Genomic DNA, 17,287 nt, shown 5'->3' on the forward strand with positions numbered 1-17,287 from the left:
TACACGGCGGGCAATCGGCACGCCCCTACGGCGCGGTGGGTCAGCGCTGCGTCTTCTTTGCCATGTCGCCGGTGGCAATCTGCTCGCGGAACCCGCGCAGGCTGGCCTTGAGCTTGCGCTCGTTTTCCAGCCCCACGCGCACCATGATCTTCTGGCCGGACGAGAGCGATTCGAGCTGCGGATCGGCATATTCATAGCGCACCCAGGGCCGCTGCGACGACACGTTGCCCTTGACCTCGACGAGCCGGACCTGCACCGGGCCGGCGGGTTCGGGCGCCTGCAGCAGATGGTCGATCACGGCAACGAGCCGGTCGTTGAAGTAGCGGCCGGGATAGCCAAGCTCTTCATACGCCTTCTGAAAGAGCGGATAAAGCTGCGCATACACCTTGGCTGCCTTGGCCGGATCGACCGACTCCGCAAGCAGCACGATCGGTTTGTAGCGCGCCGCGTTGTTGGCCGCGATTGTCTGGGCCTCGCCCTTGCCTTCGGTGGCAAAGCGCTGTTTGGTGGGCTGCACCGGCCATGCGCTCGCGGGCGCCTGCTCGCGCGACAGGTTGTCGATGGTGGCCACGAAGCGGCGCACCACGCCGTCGAACTGCACGAATTCCGCCACGTTCTTGCTGCCCAGCAGATCGACCAGCGCCGACATCACGCGCGTGTCGGAATCGGCCACCGTGGGCAGGCCCGAGGCGGGCAGCGCGATCGCATCGATGGGGTTCTTGGGCTCAAGCGATTCGGGCAACGGGGCTGGCGGCGGTGCGGGCGCGGGCCCGTCGTTCGGCGCGGTGGCCACGGGCGCCGGCTCTAGCGACTGCGGTTGCGGCTGTTGCTGCTGGTACCAGCGCCAGCCGAAGAAAGCGGCCGCGATCGCCAGCAGGCCGATGACGATGAGGGTGCCGGCGGAGCTCTCGCGGCGCGGCCTGAATTCGGAGGTGTCGCTGTCGGACATGTCGGCAATATTCCTTTTGCGAGGATTGCGATGAAAGGCGAACGGCTATGGTGCACCAGTTCGGCGGCCCTCCCAGGTGTCATCCCTCGTCATCCCGTAACGCCCTGTGACGCGCCGATGGCGCGAAAACCGGTGCTACGGCCGTTGCTGGGGTGTTCCCGGCGCAGCGCTGAGCGCCTGAAGCCAGGCCAGCGTGCCCTGCAGTTCGGCCGGTCGAATCTCATGCCCGCCGGGAAAGTCCGCACCCGACAACGCCAGCGGCAAGCCGCGCGCCAGTTCGCGCGTGGCTTGCGCGGCGCTTGGCGCAATCACGTTGTCGGCGCTGCCATGGCTCACCCACAGGGCCTTGCCTTCGAAGGCCTCAGGCGGCGCAATGTGCGGCACCACCTGCTGCAGCAGGCGGCTGTGCCACACCATCGCGGCGCGCACCTTCGCGGGTTGCGTCAGCAGCAGCGACAGCGCCATGATGCCGCCTTGGCTGAAGCCGCCGACCACCACGCGTTCCGTCGGCACGCCGAGCTGCTGCGATGCCGAGGCAATCATTTCGCCGAGGAGAAAGCGGCTTTCGCGCTCCTGCTCTTCGTCGATGTGCCGCTCGCCGCCGGGCAGCACCTGGAACTCGAACCACGCATATGCATCGGGCGACAGCACATAGGGCGCGCGCAGGCTCAGCACATGAAACTGCGGCGGCATGAGCCGCGCGAGGCCGAACAGGTCTTGCTCGTTGCTGCCGACGCCGTGCATCAGCACCAGCAGCCACGGTTCGCGCACGCTGGGGTTGGAAGGCTGCTCGAGAAACTTGAAGGGCAGATGCAGTTGCGGCATGGGTCTGGCGGGAGTTCAGGCGGTGAAGTGAAAGCCCTGCGCCAGCGCACGGGTGATCTCGGCGGACGGGAGCTCGCGGCAGCCCGTCGCATTCTGCCCCGACCACAGTGGCGAAAAATCGCCGCTGCCCTGCGCCTCGGCCTTGGCGCGCAGCGGTGCAATGCCTGAAGTGGCAAGCGGAAACTCCGGCGCCACCGCGGCAATGGGCCCCAACTCGCGCATCAGCCGGTTCATGATGCCGCGCGCCGGCCGGCCGGTGAAAAGGTTGGTGAGTGCGGTGTGGCGCGCTGCATCGCTCTTCAGCGCCGCACGGTGCAAGGCGCTGGTGAAGGCTTCTGGCGCGAGCATGTAGGCGGTGCCGACCTGCACCCCTGCGGCGCCAAGCGCCATGGCGGCGGCCACGCCGTTTGCATCGGCAATGCCGCCGGCCGCGATGACCGGCAGCCTTACGGCGCTCACCACCTGCGGCAGCAACGCGAAGGTGCCGAGCTGTGCCGTGAGGTCGTGCGAAAGAAAGTGCCCGCGATGGCCGCCCGCCTCCAGCCCCTGGGCAATGATGGCATCGACGCCCTGCGCTTCCAGCCACAGCGCCTCGTCGACCGTGGTGGCCGAGGCGAGGATCTTCGAACCCCACCCGCGCACCTGCGCCAGCAGAGGCTCGGGCGGCAAACCGAAATGAAAGCTCACCACCGGCGGACGAAATTCGGCCAGCACCTCGGCCACTTCGGTGCTGAACGGGTTGCGGCCCGGGCCGGTGGGAATGGAGGCCGCATCGATGGCGTGTTCACGGTAATAAGGCGCCAGCGCGTTGCGCCATGTCGCCTCGCGTTCGGCGCTTGGCTGCGGCGACACATGGCAGAAAAAGTTGACGTTGTAGGGCTTGCCGGTGCCTGCGTGAATGGCGGCTATTTCTGTGCGGATGGCGTCGTTGCCCAGCATGGCGCACGGGAGCGAGCCGAGCCCGCCCTCGTTGCTGACGGCAATGGCCATTGCGCTGCCCTGAATGCCGGCCATGGGAGCCTGGATCAACGGAAGTTCGGTACCTAGAAGTTGCTGCAGCGTGGTCATGCGGAATTCCTTGTGTTTCGTGCCCAGGCCATTGTCCAACGACTGGAAAACGCCTACTACCAAATGGTGCATCATCCGGGCAGATCCCACCGCCCAGGAGCTGCACATGCCGTCTTCCACCGACTACGAGTCGATGTTCGAGTTTGCGCCCATGTCGCTCTGGATCGAAGACTACAGCGGGCTGCGCCGGCTGTTCGAATCGTGGCGCGGCGCGGGGGTGGTGGATCTGGTGGCGCACCTGAATGCCGAGCCGAGCCGGGTGAGCGAATGCATGGCGCAACTGCGGGTGTTGAGCGTCAACCAGAGCACGCTCAGCCTCTTTGGTGCGCAAAGCCAGGCCGAGCTGCTCTCGCGGCTGGACAGCGTCTTTCGCGACGACATGACCGCGCCCGTGATCTATGAGCTGGACCAGCTCTGGCGTGGAAATCTCTGCTTCGACAACCAGACGGTGAACTATGCGCTCGACGGCCGAAGGCTCGATGTGCACGTGCGGGTGCAGGTACTGCCCGGCTACGAAGCATCCTGGGACCGTGTGCTGGTGTCGCTCGACGACATTACCGCGCGCGTGCGCGCCGAACAGCTGCGCCTGGAAAGCGAACGCTATGCGCGCGAACTGTTCGAACGCTCGCCCGTTTCCTTGTGGGTGGAAGACTTCAGCGCGGTGAAGGTCCTGCTCGACGACATACGAAAACGCGGCATCAGCGACTTCACGACTTTCATCAAGGTGCACCCGGAGTTCGTCACCCGCTGCATGCGCGAGATCCGCGTGATCGACGTGAACCGCGAAACCCTGCGCATGTTCGGAGCGGCCGACAAGGGCACGCTGCTGGACAACCTCTCGGACATCTTCCGCGACGAGATGCAGGACTCCTTCGCCGAGCAGTTGCTGGACCTCTGGAACGGCAAGCTGCTGCAGCAGCGAGAGGTAATCAACTACGCACTGACGGGCGACCTGCTGAACATCCACATGCAGTTTGCGGTGCTCGAAGACCAGCTCGCCACATGGGACCTGGTGCTGGTATCGCTCATCGACATCACCGCCCGCAAAAAGGCCGAGGCCTACCTCGAGTACCTGGGCAAGCACGACGTGCTGACCCAATTGCGCAACCGCACCTTCTTCACGGAAGAAGTGAACCGGCTGACGCGCAAGGGGCCATGGCCGGTGTCGGTGCTGGTGATCGACATGAACGGATTGAAGCCCGTCAACGACGAAGAAGGACACGCCGCCGGCGATGCACTGCTCAGGCGCGTGGGCGAGGTGCTGAGCAAGGCCGTCGATGAGCCCGGCTGGCCGGCGCGCATCGGCGGCGACGAATTTGCCGTCGTCCTCCCCAAGACGGACGAGCGCGGAGCGGAGGCGATGCGCGACCGCATTGCCTCGATGGTCGAATTGAACAACCAGTTCTACGCCGGGCAGAGCGGACGGATGCTGAACCTTGCAATGGGCGTCGCAACCTGCGAGGCCGGCGACCAACTCGACGCGGCCCTGCAGCGCGCGGACCGTGCAATGTACGAGGAGAAGGCCCTCTACTACCGCGAAAGCAAGGCCGACCGCCGAGGCGACCAGGCGCGGTGAAGAAGCGGCCCCTGCATCCTAGAAAAGGATGATCCACTCGCCGCGTATGTACCGGTACTGGTAGCTGGGCCCCGAAAAGGTGGTGCTGCGGCTGTAGCCGGCATTGAAGCGAAACACTTGCGATCCCCTCACAGGGCTCTGCAAGCTCACGTCCAGCAGTCTCGTGGGTTGGCTCAGGTCGTGGTTGATCTTCTCGTTGCCCAGCCCGGCCGTTACCGCCGCGGTCCAGCCCTGAAAACGCTGCCGCCAGCCGACCGCCAGCATCGATTCGCTGTAGCTCTTCGGATTGAAGTAGGCCCTGTCGACATCCTCGTGGGTGCTGCGGTACGTGCGGTAGCGCGCTTGCAGGGTCAGCCCCAAGTCGAGCGAGGGTTGGTAGATGACGCGGATGCGCCCGTGGTCCCGACGATTGCCGTCGGAGAAGTACTGCTGCGCCAGCAGCCCCACCAGCGTGACATGGCTTCCCAAGCCTTGGTCGACCGCAACACCGACGAATGAAAAATCGATTCCGCGGTCGAGGGCCTTGGGCGTTTCCACCCAGTCGCGCGTGACGAGAAACTCCACCGCCGTGCTTTTTGTCGGCGCGATGCGGTAGCTTCCGTCGAGCGTCAGCAGCGTATGGCCGCCCTGCTCGAACACGCCGGCCTCCATCTGTCCGCCATTGGCCGTTCTGGTTTCAATTGAACGCGCGAGGAACGAGACTTTTTTTCCTGCCCTTCGCCAGTTGTCTTGCTGGTACCTGTAGTCGCCGAGCCGGAACCCGAGGTAGCGGTCGGCGTTTTCAAAAGCGGGAAAAAACTCGACCGAAATCCGGCGGGATTCGAAGTTGTCGCTGTCGCTGGTCAGCATGGCTTCCGTCCCGAAAGCCATGCCGGAAGTTTTTCTCTCGGCCGCTTCTTCCTGCGCATGGCAGGAAGCACTCAACACCATGAGGCCCGAAATGGCGGCCGCTGCATATGCCGGCGTGCTGGTCATTTGGTGCCCCAGGCTTTGGGCTTTCGGAACAGTTCGTCCAGATAGCCGAGCACGCTGGCGGGTTGCAGAAGCAAGCTGTACAGCAGCACGTAGACAAAAAACCCTTGAATATTTTTTCGTACGACCAAGCCGGTTTTCTTGAACATCCGGCGCTCGATCGAAAACATGAGGAAACTCAGCGCAAACGCCGCCGGAATCAATGCCAAGGTCATTGGCCCCACGATCCAGTAATAGCCAAACAAGGCAAATATTATTCCGGGAATGAAGCCAATGGTGAATGCCAGGTCCAGCCACGGGAACAACAGGTTCCAGTGAATGAAAAAAGTCGACAGCCGCATCTTGAAAAGAATGCGGGGGTGTTTGACAAAGGCCTCCGTCATGCCCCGCGCCCAACGCTGGCGCTGCTTGACCAACTGCCTGAGGGTACTGGGCACATTGGTGAAGAGGCACGCGTCCTCGCAGTGCCCCACCCTGTACCCGGCATTCAGGAGCGCCCATGTGAGCACGATGTCTTCCCCCACGCACTCGGGCCATCCGCCAACCTCGGTCAGCGCGGCCCGGTCGTAGACGGAAAATGCGCCTTGCGCAACCAGGGTGCCCTGGAACAGCGACTGCACTCGCTTGACTGCGGAAATACCGTGAAAGTAGTCCCACTCCTGGCAACGGGTAATCCAGTTCTGCCGCGAGTTTCGAACCAGGATTTTTCCGGCAACGGCGCGCGTATTGGACGGGTCGGCGTGATAGCGCTCGACAATGCTGGCGAGCGCGCCGCGGTACAAGAAAGAATCAGCGTCGACGGTCACGACCAGATCGTGCAGAACCTCCTTGAACCCGATATTCAGGGCGCGTGCCTTGCCGCCGTTCTTTTTCAGGTCGACAAAGCTGAGCCAGCCATACCGCTCCAGGGCGCGCCGGACCACCTGCGCAGTGCCATCCGCCGAGCCGTCATTGATCACGATGACCTGCAATTCGCCCGGGTACTTCTGCTGATCAATGCTGACCAGCGTCTCGTCGATGGAAGCTTCTTCGTTGTACGCGGCAATCAATATGGATATTGGCGGATAAACCGGCAACGGGCGATGAGGCGGCCTTTTATCCAGAACGAGGCTGATGGCCATGAACGCATTCATGAAGCCCGGAATGATGGCAATGCCATACACCAGGAAAATGGCGAAAGCGGTGCCTACATAGCTTTTCAGATCGGCCAGCCACGGGCCGGCGGCCCAGATCGAAAACCCCATCCACGCGATCGCCCCGATCAATGCGATCAGAAATTTAGCTGACACTGGCAGATAAATTGCCGAACGCTTCGCCTCTCGGCCATCTACTTTCATGTGCATCCTCGGGGGTCACAAGAATGTAACGTCCCAAGAACGCGCCGAACAGTTTGTTTACATTTTTTCGATGCGCGCCAACAACTGCGGGCGGCGGGCAACCCACTCCTTGCGACGGCGGCGGCGCAGCACAGTCATGCGGTGTGCTGTGAACCGGGCCTGCCTTTGGACTGCCGAAACAAGATGACAAGCCCGGAGATCAGGAAGTACACAGCGCCGACCGCCGCATAGCCGCCAAAGGTCTGCACAACAGGCGCAGCACTGCCTTGCTGTGCCACAAAAAATCCTCCGGCCAGTGCAGACTGCGCCCCGCTCAACATCATCACCCACTGCCCTTGATCGCCTTTGCGACGACGGATGGCCGTCGCCAGCTGAAGCAGCCCTGCAACGATGGCCCAGCCCCCGAAGATCGCCAAAATGATCTGGAGCTTGAGCGCGAGCGAAACCATCACTGCAACGGTGACCAGTCCGCTCATCCAGGCATTCAGGATCTGGGTGGGATTGAGCTTTGCGCCTCCCGTCATCCTCGCATCCAGCAGGTTTGCGAGCGCATCCCACGCGGGATAGACGATCAGCAGGCCGCTTGCGAGTACGGGGGACTCCTTCGCCAAGGTGAACGCCAACGCGACCCATGCGAACGAGAAGGCGGCGCGAATGAAGTAGAGCTTGCGCAGCCACGCGGCTCGCTGGGCAGGGGATTGGTTGGTATTGGACATGCATTGGCGGTGAAGACCGCAAGATCAGGTTGGAAGGTCGGAGCCCCTTCAGCGGAGCCGTTGCAGGAGATTCTGTTTCGACGGCACCAGGCGTGCTATCGGTCGAATGACCGACAAGCCCGCAAGAAAAGCAACTGTGCGATGCTGGGCTTTTGCCCCAGCCGCTTCATGTCCGACGACACAACCATTGCCGTTTTCGATGCGGTTCGCGCGCTTGCTTTCATTGGCGACCTGAGCATGGGCCAGCCGACGGACCATTCGCTGCGAACCGCCTATCTCGCCGGACTGATCGCGGCGCAGGTCCGCTGCGACCCATCGCAGGTCGAGGCCGCCCGGCACGTCGCGCTGCTGCGCTGGTCGGGGTGCACGGCCAATGCCCAGGAGTTCGCTGACTTCATGGAAGACGACGTGCAAGGTCGAAGCGCCCTTCTTGCATCGCAAAAGCCGCGAAGGGCGCAGCAGCAGCCTCGCAGCGTGCCCATCCCCGACGGCATGCTCGCCATGGCCAATATCCATTGCGAAATCGCCGGCGACATAGCAAGCACGCTCGGCTTGAGCGCCGGCACCGAAGCGGCGCTGCGCAACATTTTCGAAACCTACGACGGCGGCGGCGTGCCCGGCCTTCTGCAAGGCAACGACGTGCCGCTTGCGACGTATGTGGTGGCTCTGGCGAGCGACATCGAGATTTTCAGCCGCCTTTACGGGCTCGACGAAGCGCTCGCTCTGGCCCGCGGACGCGCGAACAGCGTCTATCCCGGCTTCCTTGTCGAGGCCAGCGCACCACATGTCTCGACGTGGATGAAGACGATGGATAGCACTCCCCCACCATGGACCGACGTTGCCGACCAGCCCGCTTCGATGCTTCGGCGCGTCGGGCTGGAGCTCGTGGGCGACGTGATCGATCTCAAGCTTCCGTGGATGACGGGTTACTCGCGTCGCGTGGCTCAGCTGGCGCGCGACTGCAGCGTGCGTGCCGGCCTGGACGAGCTCTCATGCCACCGCACGTACAAGGCCGGATTGATCCACGGCATTGGGCGCGCATCCGTGCCCAACGCCATCTGGAACGCGCCTGAACCGCTGCCTGCCTCGTCCCTGGAACGCCTGCGGCTCGTGCCGTACTGGACTTCCCGCGCCGCCGGACAAATCGATGGACTCGCGCTCGAAGCAGAAATCGCATCCTTCGCCTTCGAACGGCGCGATGGCTCCGGCCATTTCCGCGGCCGATCGGGCGCGGCGATGCCGCAGGAAGGGCAATTCGTCGCCGCAGCAGAGCAGTGGGTTTCTCTTCGAACCCGCCGTCCGTGGCGAGAGGCGTTCACCGAAGCAGAGGCGCTCGATCGCATGAAAGAGGAGGTCGAGGCGGGCCGGTTCGACCAGGGAGTCGTCGATGCGTTGCTCGCCAGTGTCCTGTCGCCTGCGTCGGCGAAGCCCGTGGGAGCTGCGGCGCGCAGCGAGCAGCCTCTGTCGGAGCGCGAACTGGAGGTTTTGCGCTGCATCAGCCGCGGCGACAACACCAAGCAGGTTGCTCGTGCGCTGGGCATCAGCCCGCGCACGGTGCGAACGCATGTCGAACGCCTGTTCCTCAAGCTCGAATGTTCGACGCGAGCGGCGGCGACGTTGAAGGCGGCGACCAGAGGGCTTATTTGACCGGGCTTGGGGCAGGCTGCGATGCAGCAATCGCCTCCTTGACGAAGTCACCGTACTTGCGCAGCGGATGCCCGATGACCGCCTGCAGGCGTTCCACTGCGCCGTCTGCACCGTGCATGCCGAACTCCTGAATCCCGGCCATCATCAGGCGCATGTCGTAGGCAAGCCATGACGGCCCCTGCCCTGCCATCTGCGCTTCGAAGGCGGCCACGTCATCGCCGCCGTAAGCCACGTCACGGCCGAGCGCGGCACTCCAGATCTTGGCCACCGACTCTCCTGTCAGCAGCTCGGGCCCGACCAGTTCCAGCGTCGTGCGCGGCAGCGGCGCGGGCGCGCCATCGCGGCGCAGCAGTTCGGCGACGGCAGCATCCGCAATGTCTCGCGCGTCGATCATTGCGACGCCAGTGGAACCGATCGGCATCGGATAAACGCCGTAGCCCTGGATCACCTGCTGGACCATGCGCTCGTTCTGCATGAAGTAGGCCGGCCGAAGGATGGCCGCCGGAATGCCGAGGCTTTCGATCATTCGCTCGACCGTGTGCTTGCCGGTGAAGTGCGGCACGTTGGTGAACTTGTCCGCATGGATGACGGAGAGGTAGACGACGCGCTCGATGCCGGCCTCGCGTGCCAGGTTCAGCGCGACCAGGGCCTGCGTCACTTCATCGGGCGTGACGGCGTTCAGCAGAAACAGCGTGCGCACCGACGACAGCGCCGCGCGCAATGAGGGCACGTCGGTCAGGTCGCCGACGACCTCCTTGACGCCCGCCGGAAAGCTTTGCTTTCCGGGTGCGCGAACGAACGCGCTGACTTGGGCGCCGGCGCTGGCCAGGCCTTGGACGACGAGGGAACCGATGGTGCCGGTGGCACCGATGACGAGAATGCTCATGAAAATCTCCAGAAGGTTAGAGGGGTAAAAAGATTGATCAGCGCGAGAAGTCCGCGACCACCTTGCCGATGCGGGAGTCGGTGCGGTTGCGTTCGATGGCCGCTGGAATGTCGGCGAAGCCCACGGCTTCGCCGAGCTTCGAGACCAGCGTGCCTTGGGCGATCTCCGCCGCCAGCCGTTCCAGCAGGGCGGTGTCCGGCTTGTTCATGAACCACAGGCCGCGGCGGCCGGGCGGCGTGCGTGCAAGGATGTCGGGCGACGAGGTGCCGACGATCGCGCCCTCCTTCTTCAGCACCTGCCAAGAGCGTTCGAGCACTTCGCCGCCGACATAGTCGAGCACCAGGTCGATGTCCCGCGCGACCGACTCGAAGCGTTGGGCCCGGTAGTCGATGACGTGGTCCGCGCCCAGGCTGCGCACGTGGTCGAGGTGCGCGGCCGACGCGGTTGCGAACACTTCAGCGCCCGCCCGCTTGGCGTATTGCACGGCATAGCCGCCCAGCCCTCCCGCTGCACCGTGGATCAGGATTCGCTGGCCTGTGCCAATCGGGCCCGCATGGTGCAGGCTCTGCCAAGCTGCCACGGACGCCACCGGGATGGCGGCCGCATGAACGTCGTCCAGCCCTTGCGGCGTACGCACCAGGTTCACCTCGTCGACCGCCACGAACTCGGCATAGGCACCCAGCCCGCCAAGCGGCCCCATGACGCGGTCACCCGCACGAAAGCGCGACGCGCCGGGGCCGACCGCCTCGACGACACCCGCAAGCTCGATACCCAGCACCGCGGGCAGTTGCAGCGGGAAAGCCTGCTGGACCAGGCCGTCACGAACTTTCCAGTCGATGCCGTTCACGCCGGCGGCCCGAACGCGAACCAGAACCTGGCCCTGCCCTGCCACGGGCCTGGCGATCTCGGCGACCTCGGCAGGACTGCCATAGGCCCGGATCAGCACAGCACGTTGAGTGGTGGTCATTTCAATTTCCTCTTTTCGAAGTTGCGATGAGGAGAAGATAGGTCGTTGCATTAGTAAAACAAAGACTCGAAAATGAAGACACCTCGTCTCAATTTCGAAACACCATGGACCTGAACGCACTGAGCGACTTCGCGCTCGTCGCAACGAACGGCGGCCTCGGAAAAGCAAGCCGCGCCAGCGGCAGATCGAAGGCCACGCTGTCCCGGCGCATCGCGGATCTGGAAGAGCAGCTCGGCGTGCGGCTCATCGAGCGCAGCGCCCGCGGGCTCAAGCTCACGGAAGCCGGCCAGTTGCTGATGGACCGCACCGAAGGGCCGATGCACGAGGTGGCCGACGCCATGACTTCCGCGCGTGAAGGCTTGTCGGTACCGCGCGGGCGCTTGCGTATCGCTTCGCCGGTGCTGTTCTCGCAGCTTGCGATGGGCCGCATCTCCGCCGGGTTCTGCTCGGCCTACCCTGAGGTGACGTGCGAGGTGGTGGCGGACGATCGCCTGGTCGATCTCGTCGAAGAGCAGTTCGACGCCGCGATCCGGATCAATCCGAGCCCCGACAGCAGCCTCGTGGGCCGGTGCTTCGCCAAGGACCGGTTGGTGGTGGTGGCCGCGCCTTCCGTGCCGGTGCCAAAGCCAGGCATGGCCGGCGCCGTTCCCGGCATCGTTTCAACAAACTTTCAAGGCGGAAACTGGACGCTCGACGACGGGCGCCTTGTGATCGAGCCGATTCCAAGGCTGAGGCTTTCCTCGTTCCTGATGATCCGCGACGCTGCGGTCGCGGGCGCAGGCGCCGCCCTCATACCGCAGTCCATCGCGTGGACCCAACTGACGCGCGGAGAACTGGTTCAGTGGGGCGTGGTGTCGGGTGTGGAGGTAGGGCTCTGGGTGCTGCATACATCCAGGCGGCTTCCCGCGCCGAAGGTGCGAGCGTTCGTCGAATTCATGTGCGAGCAATATCCGCAGGAGTCGCTCGTGCTGAACGGCTAGGAAACCGGTCGACTCGCGGGGCGGCGCGAAGCGGGCCGCTGCTGCCGCGACACCATTCCCAGGATTGTCTCGAGCAGTTCCTCCTTGGCCTGCGATGCGGAAATCTCGTCCATGGCTGCCGCATACGACAGGGCTTCGGCCGCGCCCAGCATGGCGCGCAGCCCGGCAACGCCGATGTCCTTGCCGGGGGCAAACGGTGCCAGCAGCGCGCGGCACTTCTGCAGGAAGGCCGCTTCCGATTCGCGCTTGAGGCTCTCGAGTTCAGGGGAGCCCGCCAGCGCCGCGCTCACGCCGGGCAACTCGCGTCCCTGCGCGAGCACGCAATCGACGTACGAGCCGGCAATCACGGATGCGCGCCCGGCCAGGCTCGGTTCGCTGTTCTCGATGGCGGCATCGATCAGCGCGTTCTGCTGCATGTCGAACTCGCCATAGAGCGCGGCTAGCAGCCGATTGCGGGTCGCGAAATGGTCATAGACCACCGGCTTGGCGATGCCGGCCTGCTCGGCGAGCGAACCGAGCGTCAAGACGTCGGTGCCCGATTCGCGCACGATGCGCCACGCCACTTCGATGAGTTGCCGGTAGCGGTCTTGCCGCGAGAGGCGGCGGCGCTTGGGCTCGCCGGTATCGGCCGATGTGGCGCGTGCCTCTTTAACCCCGTGCTTGGGCATGGTTATGTACCAAAGGTAGGTTAATCAATATACTGATCGTAGGTTGTGACTTTAGCAGCCATCTTCAACCTCAAGAAGCATGAAAGGAGTTCCACGCATGCATGCGCTCATCGTTGTCTCGCACCCGGATCCGGAATCGCTCACCCACCACGTGGCGCGCAAGCTCGCCGAAGGCGTAGCCCTTGCCGACGAAGGCCACACGGCGGAAATTGCCGACCTTGCAGCGGAGGGTTTCGACCCGCGCTTTACCGCGGGCGACCATGCGTCCCACAGGAAGCAGGCGCCGCCCGACTCCGACGTGACGCGTGAACAGCAAAGAATCGACCGCGCCGATGCGCTTGTGCTGGTGTATCCGGTGTACTGGTGGTCCTTCCCGGGGCTGCTCAAGGGCTGGATCGACCGCGTGTTCGCGAACGGGTGGGCCTACGACGAACGGGACGGCAAGCTCGTCAAGCGCCTCGGCCACTTGCCGGTGCACCTCGTCGCCATTGGCGGCGCCGACCCTGGAACCTACGACCGGCATGGCTACTTCGATGCGATGAAGACGCAGATCGACCATGGCATCTTCGGCTACTGCGGCGCACCCGTGGTGACGTCCGAGTTCCTGCTCGAATCCGACCTGCCGGATCGCACCGCTCAACTGGAAGCCGCGCGCGATCTTGGGCGCGGGCTTTTCTCAGTCGTTGCCGCTTGACCTGAAAGCCAGGTAGTAGCCGTTGCAGTCGCGCAGCCCGAACTCCCGCGAGCCATACGACATGTCTTGCAGCGGCCACGCGATCGAAGCCTTTTCCTTCACAGCTTCGTAGTAGCCATCCACATCGGCTATTGCGAAGTAGAAGGTGCCGCTGCAAGCCATCGGCACCTTCCACAAGTCCTGCCGGGTGAAGATCAGGCTGCAGTCGTCTTTCACCACGGTCAGGGTGTCGCGTTCGGAATCGACCGTCGCAAATCCGAGTACGTCGCGGTAGTGGGCTTTGGTGGCTTCAAGGTCCGCACATTGCAAGAGAGGCCTCAGCGGCATGGCTGCTCCAGTCGTGATTCAGGAAGACAGGCGATCCTACCCGCGAGGCTGGCTGGTTTCCGGCAGCTTCGCAATCACCTTGATCTCGAACTTGAAGCCATAGAGCCACGTCACGCCTATGCCGGTGAGCGTCGGGTGCGGCGCATTGCCCCAGTACTCCGGCACCACATTCCAGATTTTTTCGAAGTTCGCTTCCGGGTCGACGACGAAGACGGTCACATCGACCACGTCGTCGAACGTGCAGCCCGCGGCCGCCAGGATTGCGTTGAGGTTTTCGAAGGCAAGCCGAACCTGCGCCTCCAAGTCGGGTTCGGGCGAGCCGTCGGGCCGGCTGCCGACCTGGCCTGAAACGAACAGGAAGCCGTTGGACCGGATCGCCGGCGAGTAGCGGTTCTTTTCATAGAGCGCCTGGCGCCCGGGCGGAAAAACGACGTCACGTTGAGCCATGGATTGCTTCCTCTTTTCTCGAATGAGCCGTCGCCGGCCCGTCATCACGATCAAGCGACTTTAGGGATCCGGGCTCGTCGGATAAACAGGCAAAGCCAACAATCATTGTTTGGCAAACTCAAACAATCTTTGAACCAGCAGGAACAGACATGGACCGCTTCGATGCGATGCAGGCATTCGCGCGCGTGGTGGAAGCAGGCAGCTTCACCAGGGCGGCCGATACGCTGAACATGAGCAAGACCACGGTAACGCAGCTGGTGCAGCAGTTGGAGGCAAGGCTGCGCGTCAAGCTGCTCAACCGCACCACGCGCAAGCTCAGCGTCACGGCCGATGGTGCCGCCTACTACGAGCGCGTGGTGCGCCTTCTGGCCGACATGGACGACGCCGAAACCAGCCTCTCGAGCGCCTCGGCATTGCCGCGCGGCCATCTTCGGGTGGACGTGCCAAGCCCCCTGGCCCGCATGATCCTGGTGCCGGCATTGCCGGCGTTCTATGCCCGCTACCCCGACATCCAGCTCGACATGGGCGTGAGCGACCGCACGGTGGACGTGATCGGCGACAACGTGGATTGCGTGGTGCGCGGCGGCGAGCTCACCGACCGGTCGCTGATGGCGCGCCGCGTGGGCGACCTGCAGCTGGGCGTCTATGCGGCCCCGCGCTACCTGGAACTTGCGGGCACGCCGCTGCACCCGCGCGAGCTGGAAGACACGCACCACCGCATCGTCGGCTTCTTGTGGTCGCGCAGCGGCAAGACCTTTCCGTACGCCATGCGGCTCGGCGAAGAGCGCATCGAGGTGCAGGGCCGCTACGTGCTGTCGGTGGACGACGGCAATGCCTACCTCGCGGCCGGCCTCGCCGGGCTGGGAATTCTCTGGCTGCCGGACTACATGGCCAAGCCGCACCTGGCGGGCGGCGAGCTGGTGCGGCTTTTCGATGGCTGGCAACTCGATTCGATGCCGCTCTACGTCGCGTTTCCGCCGAATCGGCACGTCAGCGCCAAGCTGCGCGTCTTCATCGATTGGGTGGCCGAGCTGATGGCGCAGCACGCGCCTGTCGGTGCCCGGCGCCAGCTCAGGCCGTGACGACCGTGCTGGGCTGCGCACCCGCAATCTGACGCAGCGCCCGCTCGAACACCTCGACCGGCTGCCCACCCGAAATCAGGTGGTGGTCGTTGATGACGATCGCGGGCACCGAGTGGATGCCAGCATCGGTGTACATGCGCTCGCGCTCGCGGGTCTCGCGGGCGAACTCATCGCTTGCCAGGATTTCACGCGCACGCGCCGCATCGAGCCCCGCCTCCGTGGCTGCGCGCACCAGCACCTCGGGGTCCGACGGGTTTTGGCTGTCGGTGAAGTAAGCCTTGAGCAGCAGCTTCTTCAGCGCCGCCTGCTTGGCCGGGCTTTCGAGCTCGGCCCAGTGCAGCAGCCGGTGGGCGTTGAAGGTGTTGTAGACGCGGGGGCGGCCTTCGGGGCTGAACTCGAAGCCCACCTCGGCCCCGCGCTGGCGAATCATCTCGCGCGACTGCGCTTGCTGTTCACGCGTGGAACCGTACTTCTGGTTCAGGTGCTCGAAGGTGTCCTGCCCTTCGGCCGGCATCTGCGGATTCAGCTCGAAGGGCTGGAAATGCAACTCGGCCGTGACGTCTGGCGCCAGGCGCCGGAGCGCCGCCTCGAGCGACCCCAGGCCGACGGCGCACCAGGGGCAAGACACGTCGGAAACAAAATCGATCTTCAGATGAGAGGTCATGGCCGCCATTCTTCATGGCGCCGACTCCCTTGGTGCGCGCAAGGTCTTCAGACGGCCTGGGGATTCAAGCGGCTGCCTTGGCCATGCGTGCATCCACCAGTGTCTGTTCGCGCAGCCGGTCGTATTCAGGCTTGTCGACCGGAATTGCGTCGCGCTTGCCCAGGTCGTTCATGTGCACGCGATAGGTTTCGCGGGCGCTCCAGGCCGAGACAGCGGCAATGGCGCAGATTGCCAGCGTGATGGCGCCCACGGTGAGCGGGATGTTGGCAGCACCGGGGGGCGCCACCGCCACGAACAGCGCCGGCAGCAGCGCCGTGATGGCGGTGCCGATGTTCTGCGAAATCGCCATGCCCGAGACGCGGGTGCGCGTGGGGAACATCTCCGGATAGAAGCTCGGGAACACGGCGTTGTAGCCCTGGTAGACCACGCCCCACATCAAGAGCGACATCACGATGGCCAGCGGCACGTTGTGGATGCTGATGGCGTACAGGTAACCGAACGACAACAGGCCCGAGCCGAGCGCACCGACGACGATCGGCAAGCGGCGGCCGACCTTGTCCGACAGGTTGCCGACGACCGGGATCACGATCACGGCCAGGATGTTGCCCATCACCGGAATCCAGAGGTAGATGTCTTTCTCGAAGTTGATGCCGTAGCCCGGCTGCACCGCATAGGCGGCGCCGAAGATGGTGGCAACCACCGGAATCACGTTCATCAGCGAGCACAGCAGCACGCGCAGCATGTCGCCCCAGCTCTCGGTCACCGCCTGGATCACTGGTGCCTTGGGCACCGTTGCGCTCTTCTCCACTTCGGTGAAGGCGGGCGTCTCGTCCACTTCCTTGCGGATGATGTAGCCGGCCACGATGACGATGAAACTCAGCAGGAACGGAATGCGCCAGCCCCATGAGTTGAAGGCGTCCTTGTCCATGTAGTGCGCGAGCGGCAGGAACACGGCGGCCGCCATGATCTGGCCGGCCTGCACGCCCTGCAGCGTAAAGCTCGCGAAGAAGCCGCGGCGCCCGAACGGCGCGTGTTCCAGAATCATCGAGCTCGCGCCCGAAATCTCGCCGGCCACCGCAAAGCCCTGGATCAGCCGCAGCACCACCAGCATGGCGGGAGCCCACAGGCCGACCTGGTCATACGTCGGCAGCAGGCCGACGGCAATGGTCGAGAAGCCCATCAGGAACATGCACAGAATCAGCACGGTCTTGCGGCCGTGCGTGTCGCCCCAGTGGCCCAGCAGCAGTGCGCCGATCGGCCGTGCGACGTAGCCCACGCCGTAGGTCGCAAGCGACGCGATGATCGCGATCTGCGGGTCGCCCTTCGGAAAGAAGATCTGCGGAAAGATCAGCGCCGCGGCGGTGGCGTAGATGAAGAAGTCGTAGTACTCCAGCGCCGAGCCGATCCAGCCGCTGGCGGTGGCCTTCTTCGACTGGTGCTTGCCTTTCGGCTCTTGGGCCGTGGTGTTTGCCATGGTTTGTC

18 protein-coding genes are annotated in these 17,287 nt (G+C 64.2%); 5 read left to right on the forward strand and 13 right to left on the reverse strand.

Annotated elements, in window-relative coordinates:
• Positions 1–40: 40 nt before the first annotated feature.
• The 3 genes from GOQ09_RS16945 to GOQ09_RS16955 all read right to left on the reverse strand — a co-directional run bounded on the left by GOQ09_RS16945 (position 41) and on the right by GOQ09_RS16955 (position 2,842).
• A complete protein-coding gene (locus tag GOQ09_RS16945) occupies positions 41–949 on the reverse strand; it encodes a DUF3014 domain-containing protein (protein WP_157614575.1) in 909 nt (302 codons plus the stop codon).
• Positions 950–1,084: 135 nt separating this feature from the next.
• Complete coding sequence (locus GOQ09_RS16950) at positions 1,085–1,774, reverse strand: alpha/beta hydrolase (RefSeq protein ID WP_157614576.1); 690 nt, start codon at positions 1,772–1,774, stop codon at positions 1,085–1,087.
• A 15-nt stretch (positions 1,775–1,789) separates the two neighbouring features.
• The gene (locus GOQ09_RS16955; protein ID WP_157614577.1) at positions 1,790–2,842 is read right to left on the reverse strand and encodes an NAD(P)H-dependent flavin oxidoreductase; all 1,053 of its coding nucleotides are present in this window, start codon (positions 2,840–2,842) and stop codon (positions 1,790–1,792) included.
• A gap of 106 nt (positions 2,843–2,948) precedes the next feature.
• Between GOQ09_RS16955 and GOQ09_RS16960 the strand changes: the two genes are divergently transcribed.
• The gene (locus GOQ09_RS16960; protein ID WP_157614578.1) at positions 2,949–4,418 is read left to right on the forward strand and encodes a sensor domain-containing diguanylate cyclase; all 1,470 of its coding nucleotides are present in this window, start codon (positions 2,949–2,951) and stop codon (positions 4,416–4,418) included.
• Positions 4,419–4,436: 18 nt separating this feature from the next.
• Here the strand turns inward: GOQ09_RS16960 and GOQ09_RS16965 are convergent, their stop codons facing one another.
• From GOQ09_RS16965 to GOQ09_RS16975, 3 genes are all read right to left on the reverse strand, one after another.
• Positions 4,437–5,393 (reverse strand): hypothetical protein, encoded by a 957-nt coding sequence (locus tag GOQ09_RS16965; protein WP_157614579.1) that lies wholly within the window; start codon positions 5,391–5,393, stop codon positions 4,437–4,439.
• Positions 5,390–6,727 carry a glycosyltransferase gene (locus GOQ09_RS16970; RefSeq protein WP_157614580.1) on the reverse strand — a complete coding sequence of 446 codons (1,338 nt, stop codon included), beginning with the start codon at positions 6,725–6,727 and terminating at the stop codon, positions 5,390–5,392. The genes GOQ09_RS16965 and GOQ09_RS16970 overlap by 4 nt, the downstream gene beginning before the upstream one ends.
• A 134-nt stretch (positions 6,728–6,861) precedes the next feature.
• Positions 6,862–7,443 (reverse strand): DUF308 domain-containing protein, encoded by a 582-nt coding sequence (locus tag GOQ09_RS16975; RefSeq protein WP_157614581.1) that lies wholly within the window; start codon positions 7,441–7,443, stop codon positions 6,862–6,864.
• A 168-nt stretch (positions 7,444–7,611) separates the two neighbouring features.
• Here GOQ09_RS16975 and GOQ09_RS16980 point away from each other — a divergent pair, with 168 nt between their 5' ends.
• Positions 7,612–9,090, forward strand: a complete 1,479-nt coding sequence (locus tag GOQ09_RS16980) for an HD domain-containing phosphohydrolase (RefSeq protein ID WP_157614582.1) — start codon at positions 7,612–7,614, stop codon at positions 9,088–9,090.
• On the opposite strand, the gene GOQ09_RS16985 is transcribed toward GOQ09_RS16980, so the two are convergent.
• Both GOQ09_RS16985 and GOQ09_RS16990 read right to left on the reverse strand, forming a co-directional pair.
• Positions 9,083–9,976: an NmrA/HSCARG family protein gene (locus tag GOQ09_RS16985; protein ID WP_157614583.1), complete on the reverse strand. Its 894-nt coding sequence runs from the start codon at positions 9,974–9,976 to the stop codon at positions 9,083–9,085. The genes GOQ09_RS16980 and GOQ09_RS16985 overlap by 8 nt on opposite strands.
• Positions 9,977–10,013: 37 nt before the next feature.
• Positions 10,014–10,943, reverse strand: a complete 930-nt coding sequence (locus GOQ09_RS16990; protein ID WP_157614584.1) for an NADP-dependent oxidoreductase — start codon at positions 10,941–10,943, stop codon at positions 10,014–10,016.
• 104 nt (positions 10,944–11,047) lie between these two features.
• Here GOQ09_RS16990 and GOQ09_RS16995 point away from each other — a divergent pair, with 104 nt between their 5' ends.
• A complete protein-coding gene (locus GOQ09_RS16995; protein WP_157614585.1) occupies positions 11,048–11,923 on the forward strand; it encodes a LysR family transcriptional regulator in 876 nt (291 codons plus the stop codon).
• Here GOQ09_RS16995 and GOQ09_RS17000 read toward each other — a convergent pair.
• Positions 11,920–12,591: a TetR/AcrR family transcriptional regulator gene (locus tag GOQ09_RS17000; RefSeq protein WP_157614586.1), complete on the reverse strand. Its 672-nt coding sequence runs from the start codon at positions 12,589–12,591 to the stop codon at positions 11,920–11,922. The two genes, GOQ09_RS16995 and GOQ09_RS17000, sit on opposite strands and share 4 nt — an antisense overlap.
• A gap of 97 nt (positions 12,592–12,688) precedes the next feature.
• Here GOQ09_RS17000 and GOQ09_RS17005 point away from each other — a divergent pair, with 97 nt between their 5' ends.
• A complete protein-coding gene (locus GOQ09_RS17005; RefSeq protein WP_157614587.1) occupies positions 12,689–13,285 on the forward strand; it encodes an NAD(P)H-dependent oxidoreductase in 597 nt (198 codons plus the stop codon).
• Here GOQ09_RS17005 and GOQ09_RS17010 read toward each other — a convergent pair.
• Positions 13,268–13,612 carry a VOC family protein gene (locus GOQ09_RS17010; protein WP_157614588.1) on the reverse strand — a complete coding sequence of 115 codons (345 nt, stop codon included), beginning with the start codon at positions 13,610–13,612 and terminating at the stop codon, positions 13,268–13,270. The genes GOQ09_RS17005 and GOQ09_RS17010 overlap by 18 nt on opposite strands.
• A gap of 36 nt (positions 13,613–13,648) precedes the next feature.
• Positions 13,649–14,059, reverse strand: coding sequence for a RidA family protein (locus GOQ09_RS17015; RefSeq protein ID WP_157614589.1), 411 nt, complete (start codon positions 14,057–14,059; stop codon positions 13,649–13,651).
• Between the two features lie 149 nt (positions 14,060–14,208).
• Here GOQ09_RS17015 and GOQ09_RS17020 point away from each other — a divergent pair, with 149 nt between their 5' ends.
• Positions 14,209–15,141 carry a LysR family transcriptional regulator gene (locus tag GOQ09_RS17020; protein WP_157614590.1) on the forward strand — a complete coding sequence of 311 codons (933 nt, stop codon included), beginning with the start codon at positions 14,209–14,211 and terminating at the stop codon, positions 15,139–15,141.
• Here GOQ09_RS17020 and GOQ09_RS17025 read toward each other — a convergent pair.
• Both GOQ09_RS17025 and GOQ09_RS17030 read right to left on the reverse strand, forming a co-directional pair.
• Positions 15,131–15,814: a DsbA family oxidoreductase gene (locus GOQ09_RS17025; protein WP_157614591.1), complete on the reverse strand. Its 684-nt coding sequence runs from the start codon at positions 15,812–15,814 to the stop codon at positions 15,131–15,133. The genes GOQ09_RS17020 and GOQ09_RS17025 overlap by 11 nt on opposite strands.
• Positions 15,815–15,869: 55 nt before the next feature.
• Complete coding sequence (locus tag GOQ09_RS17030) at positions 15,870–17,279, reverse strand: MFS transporter (RefSeq protein WP_157614592.1); 1,410 nt, start codon at positions 17,277–17,279, stop codon at positions 15,870–15,872.
• Positions 17,280–17,287 lie beyond the last annotated feature (8 nt).

This window comes from Variovorax paradoxus (assembly GCF_009755665.1).
Taxonomy (GTDB): Bacteria; Pseudomonadota; Gammaproteobacteria; order Burkholderiales; family Burkholderiaceae_C; genus Variovorax; species Variovorax paradoxus_G.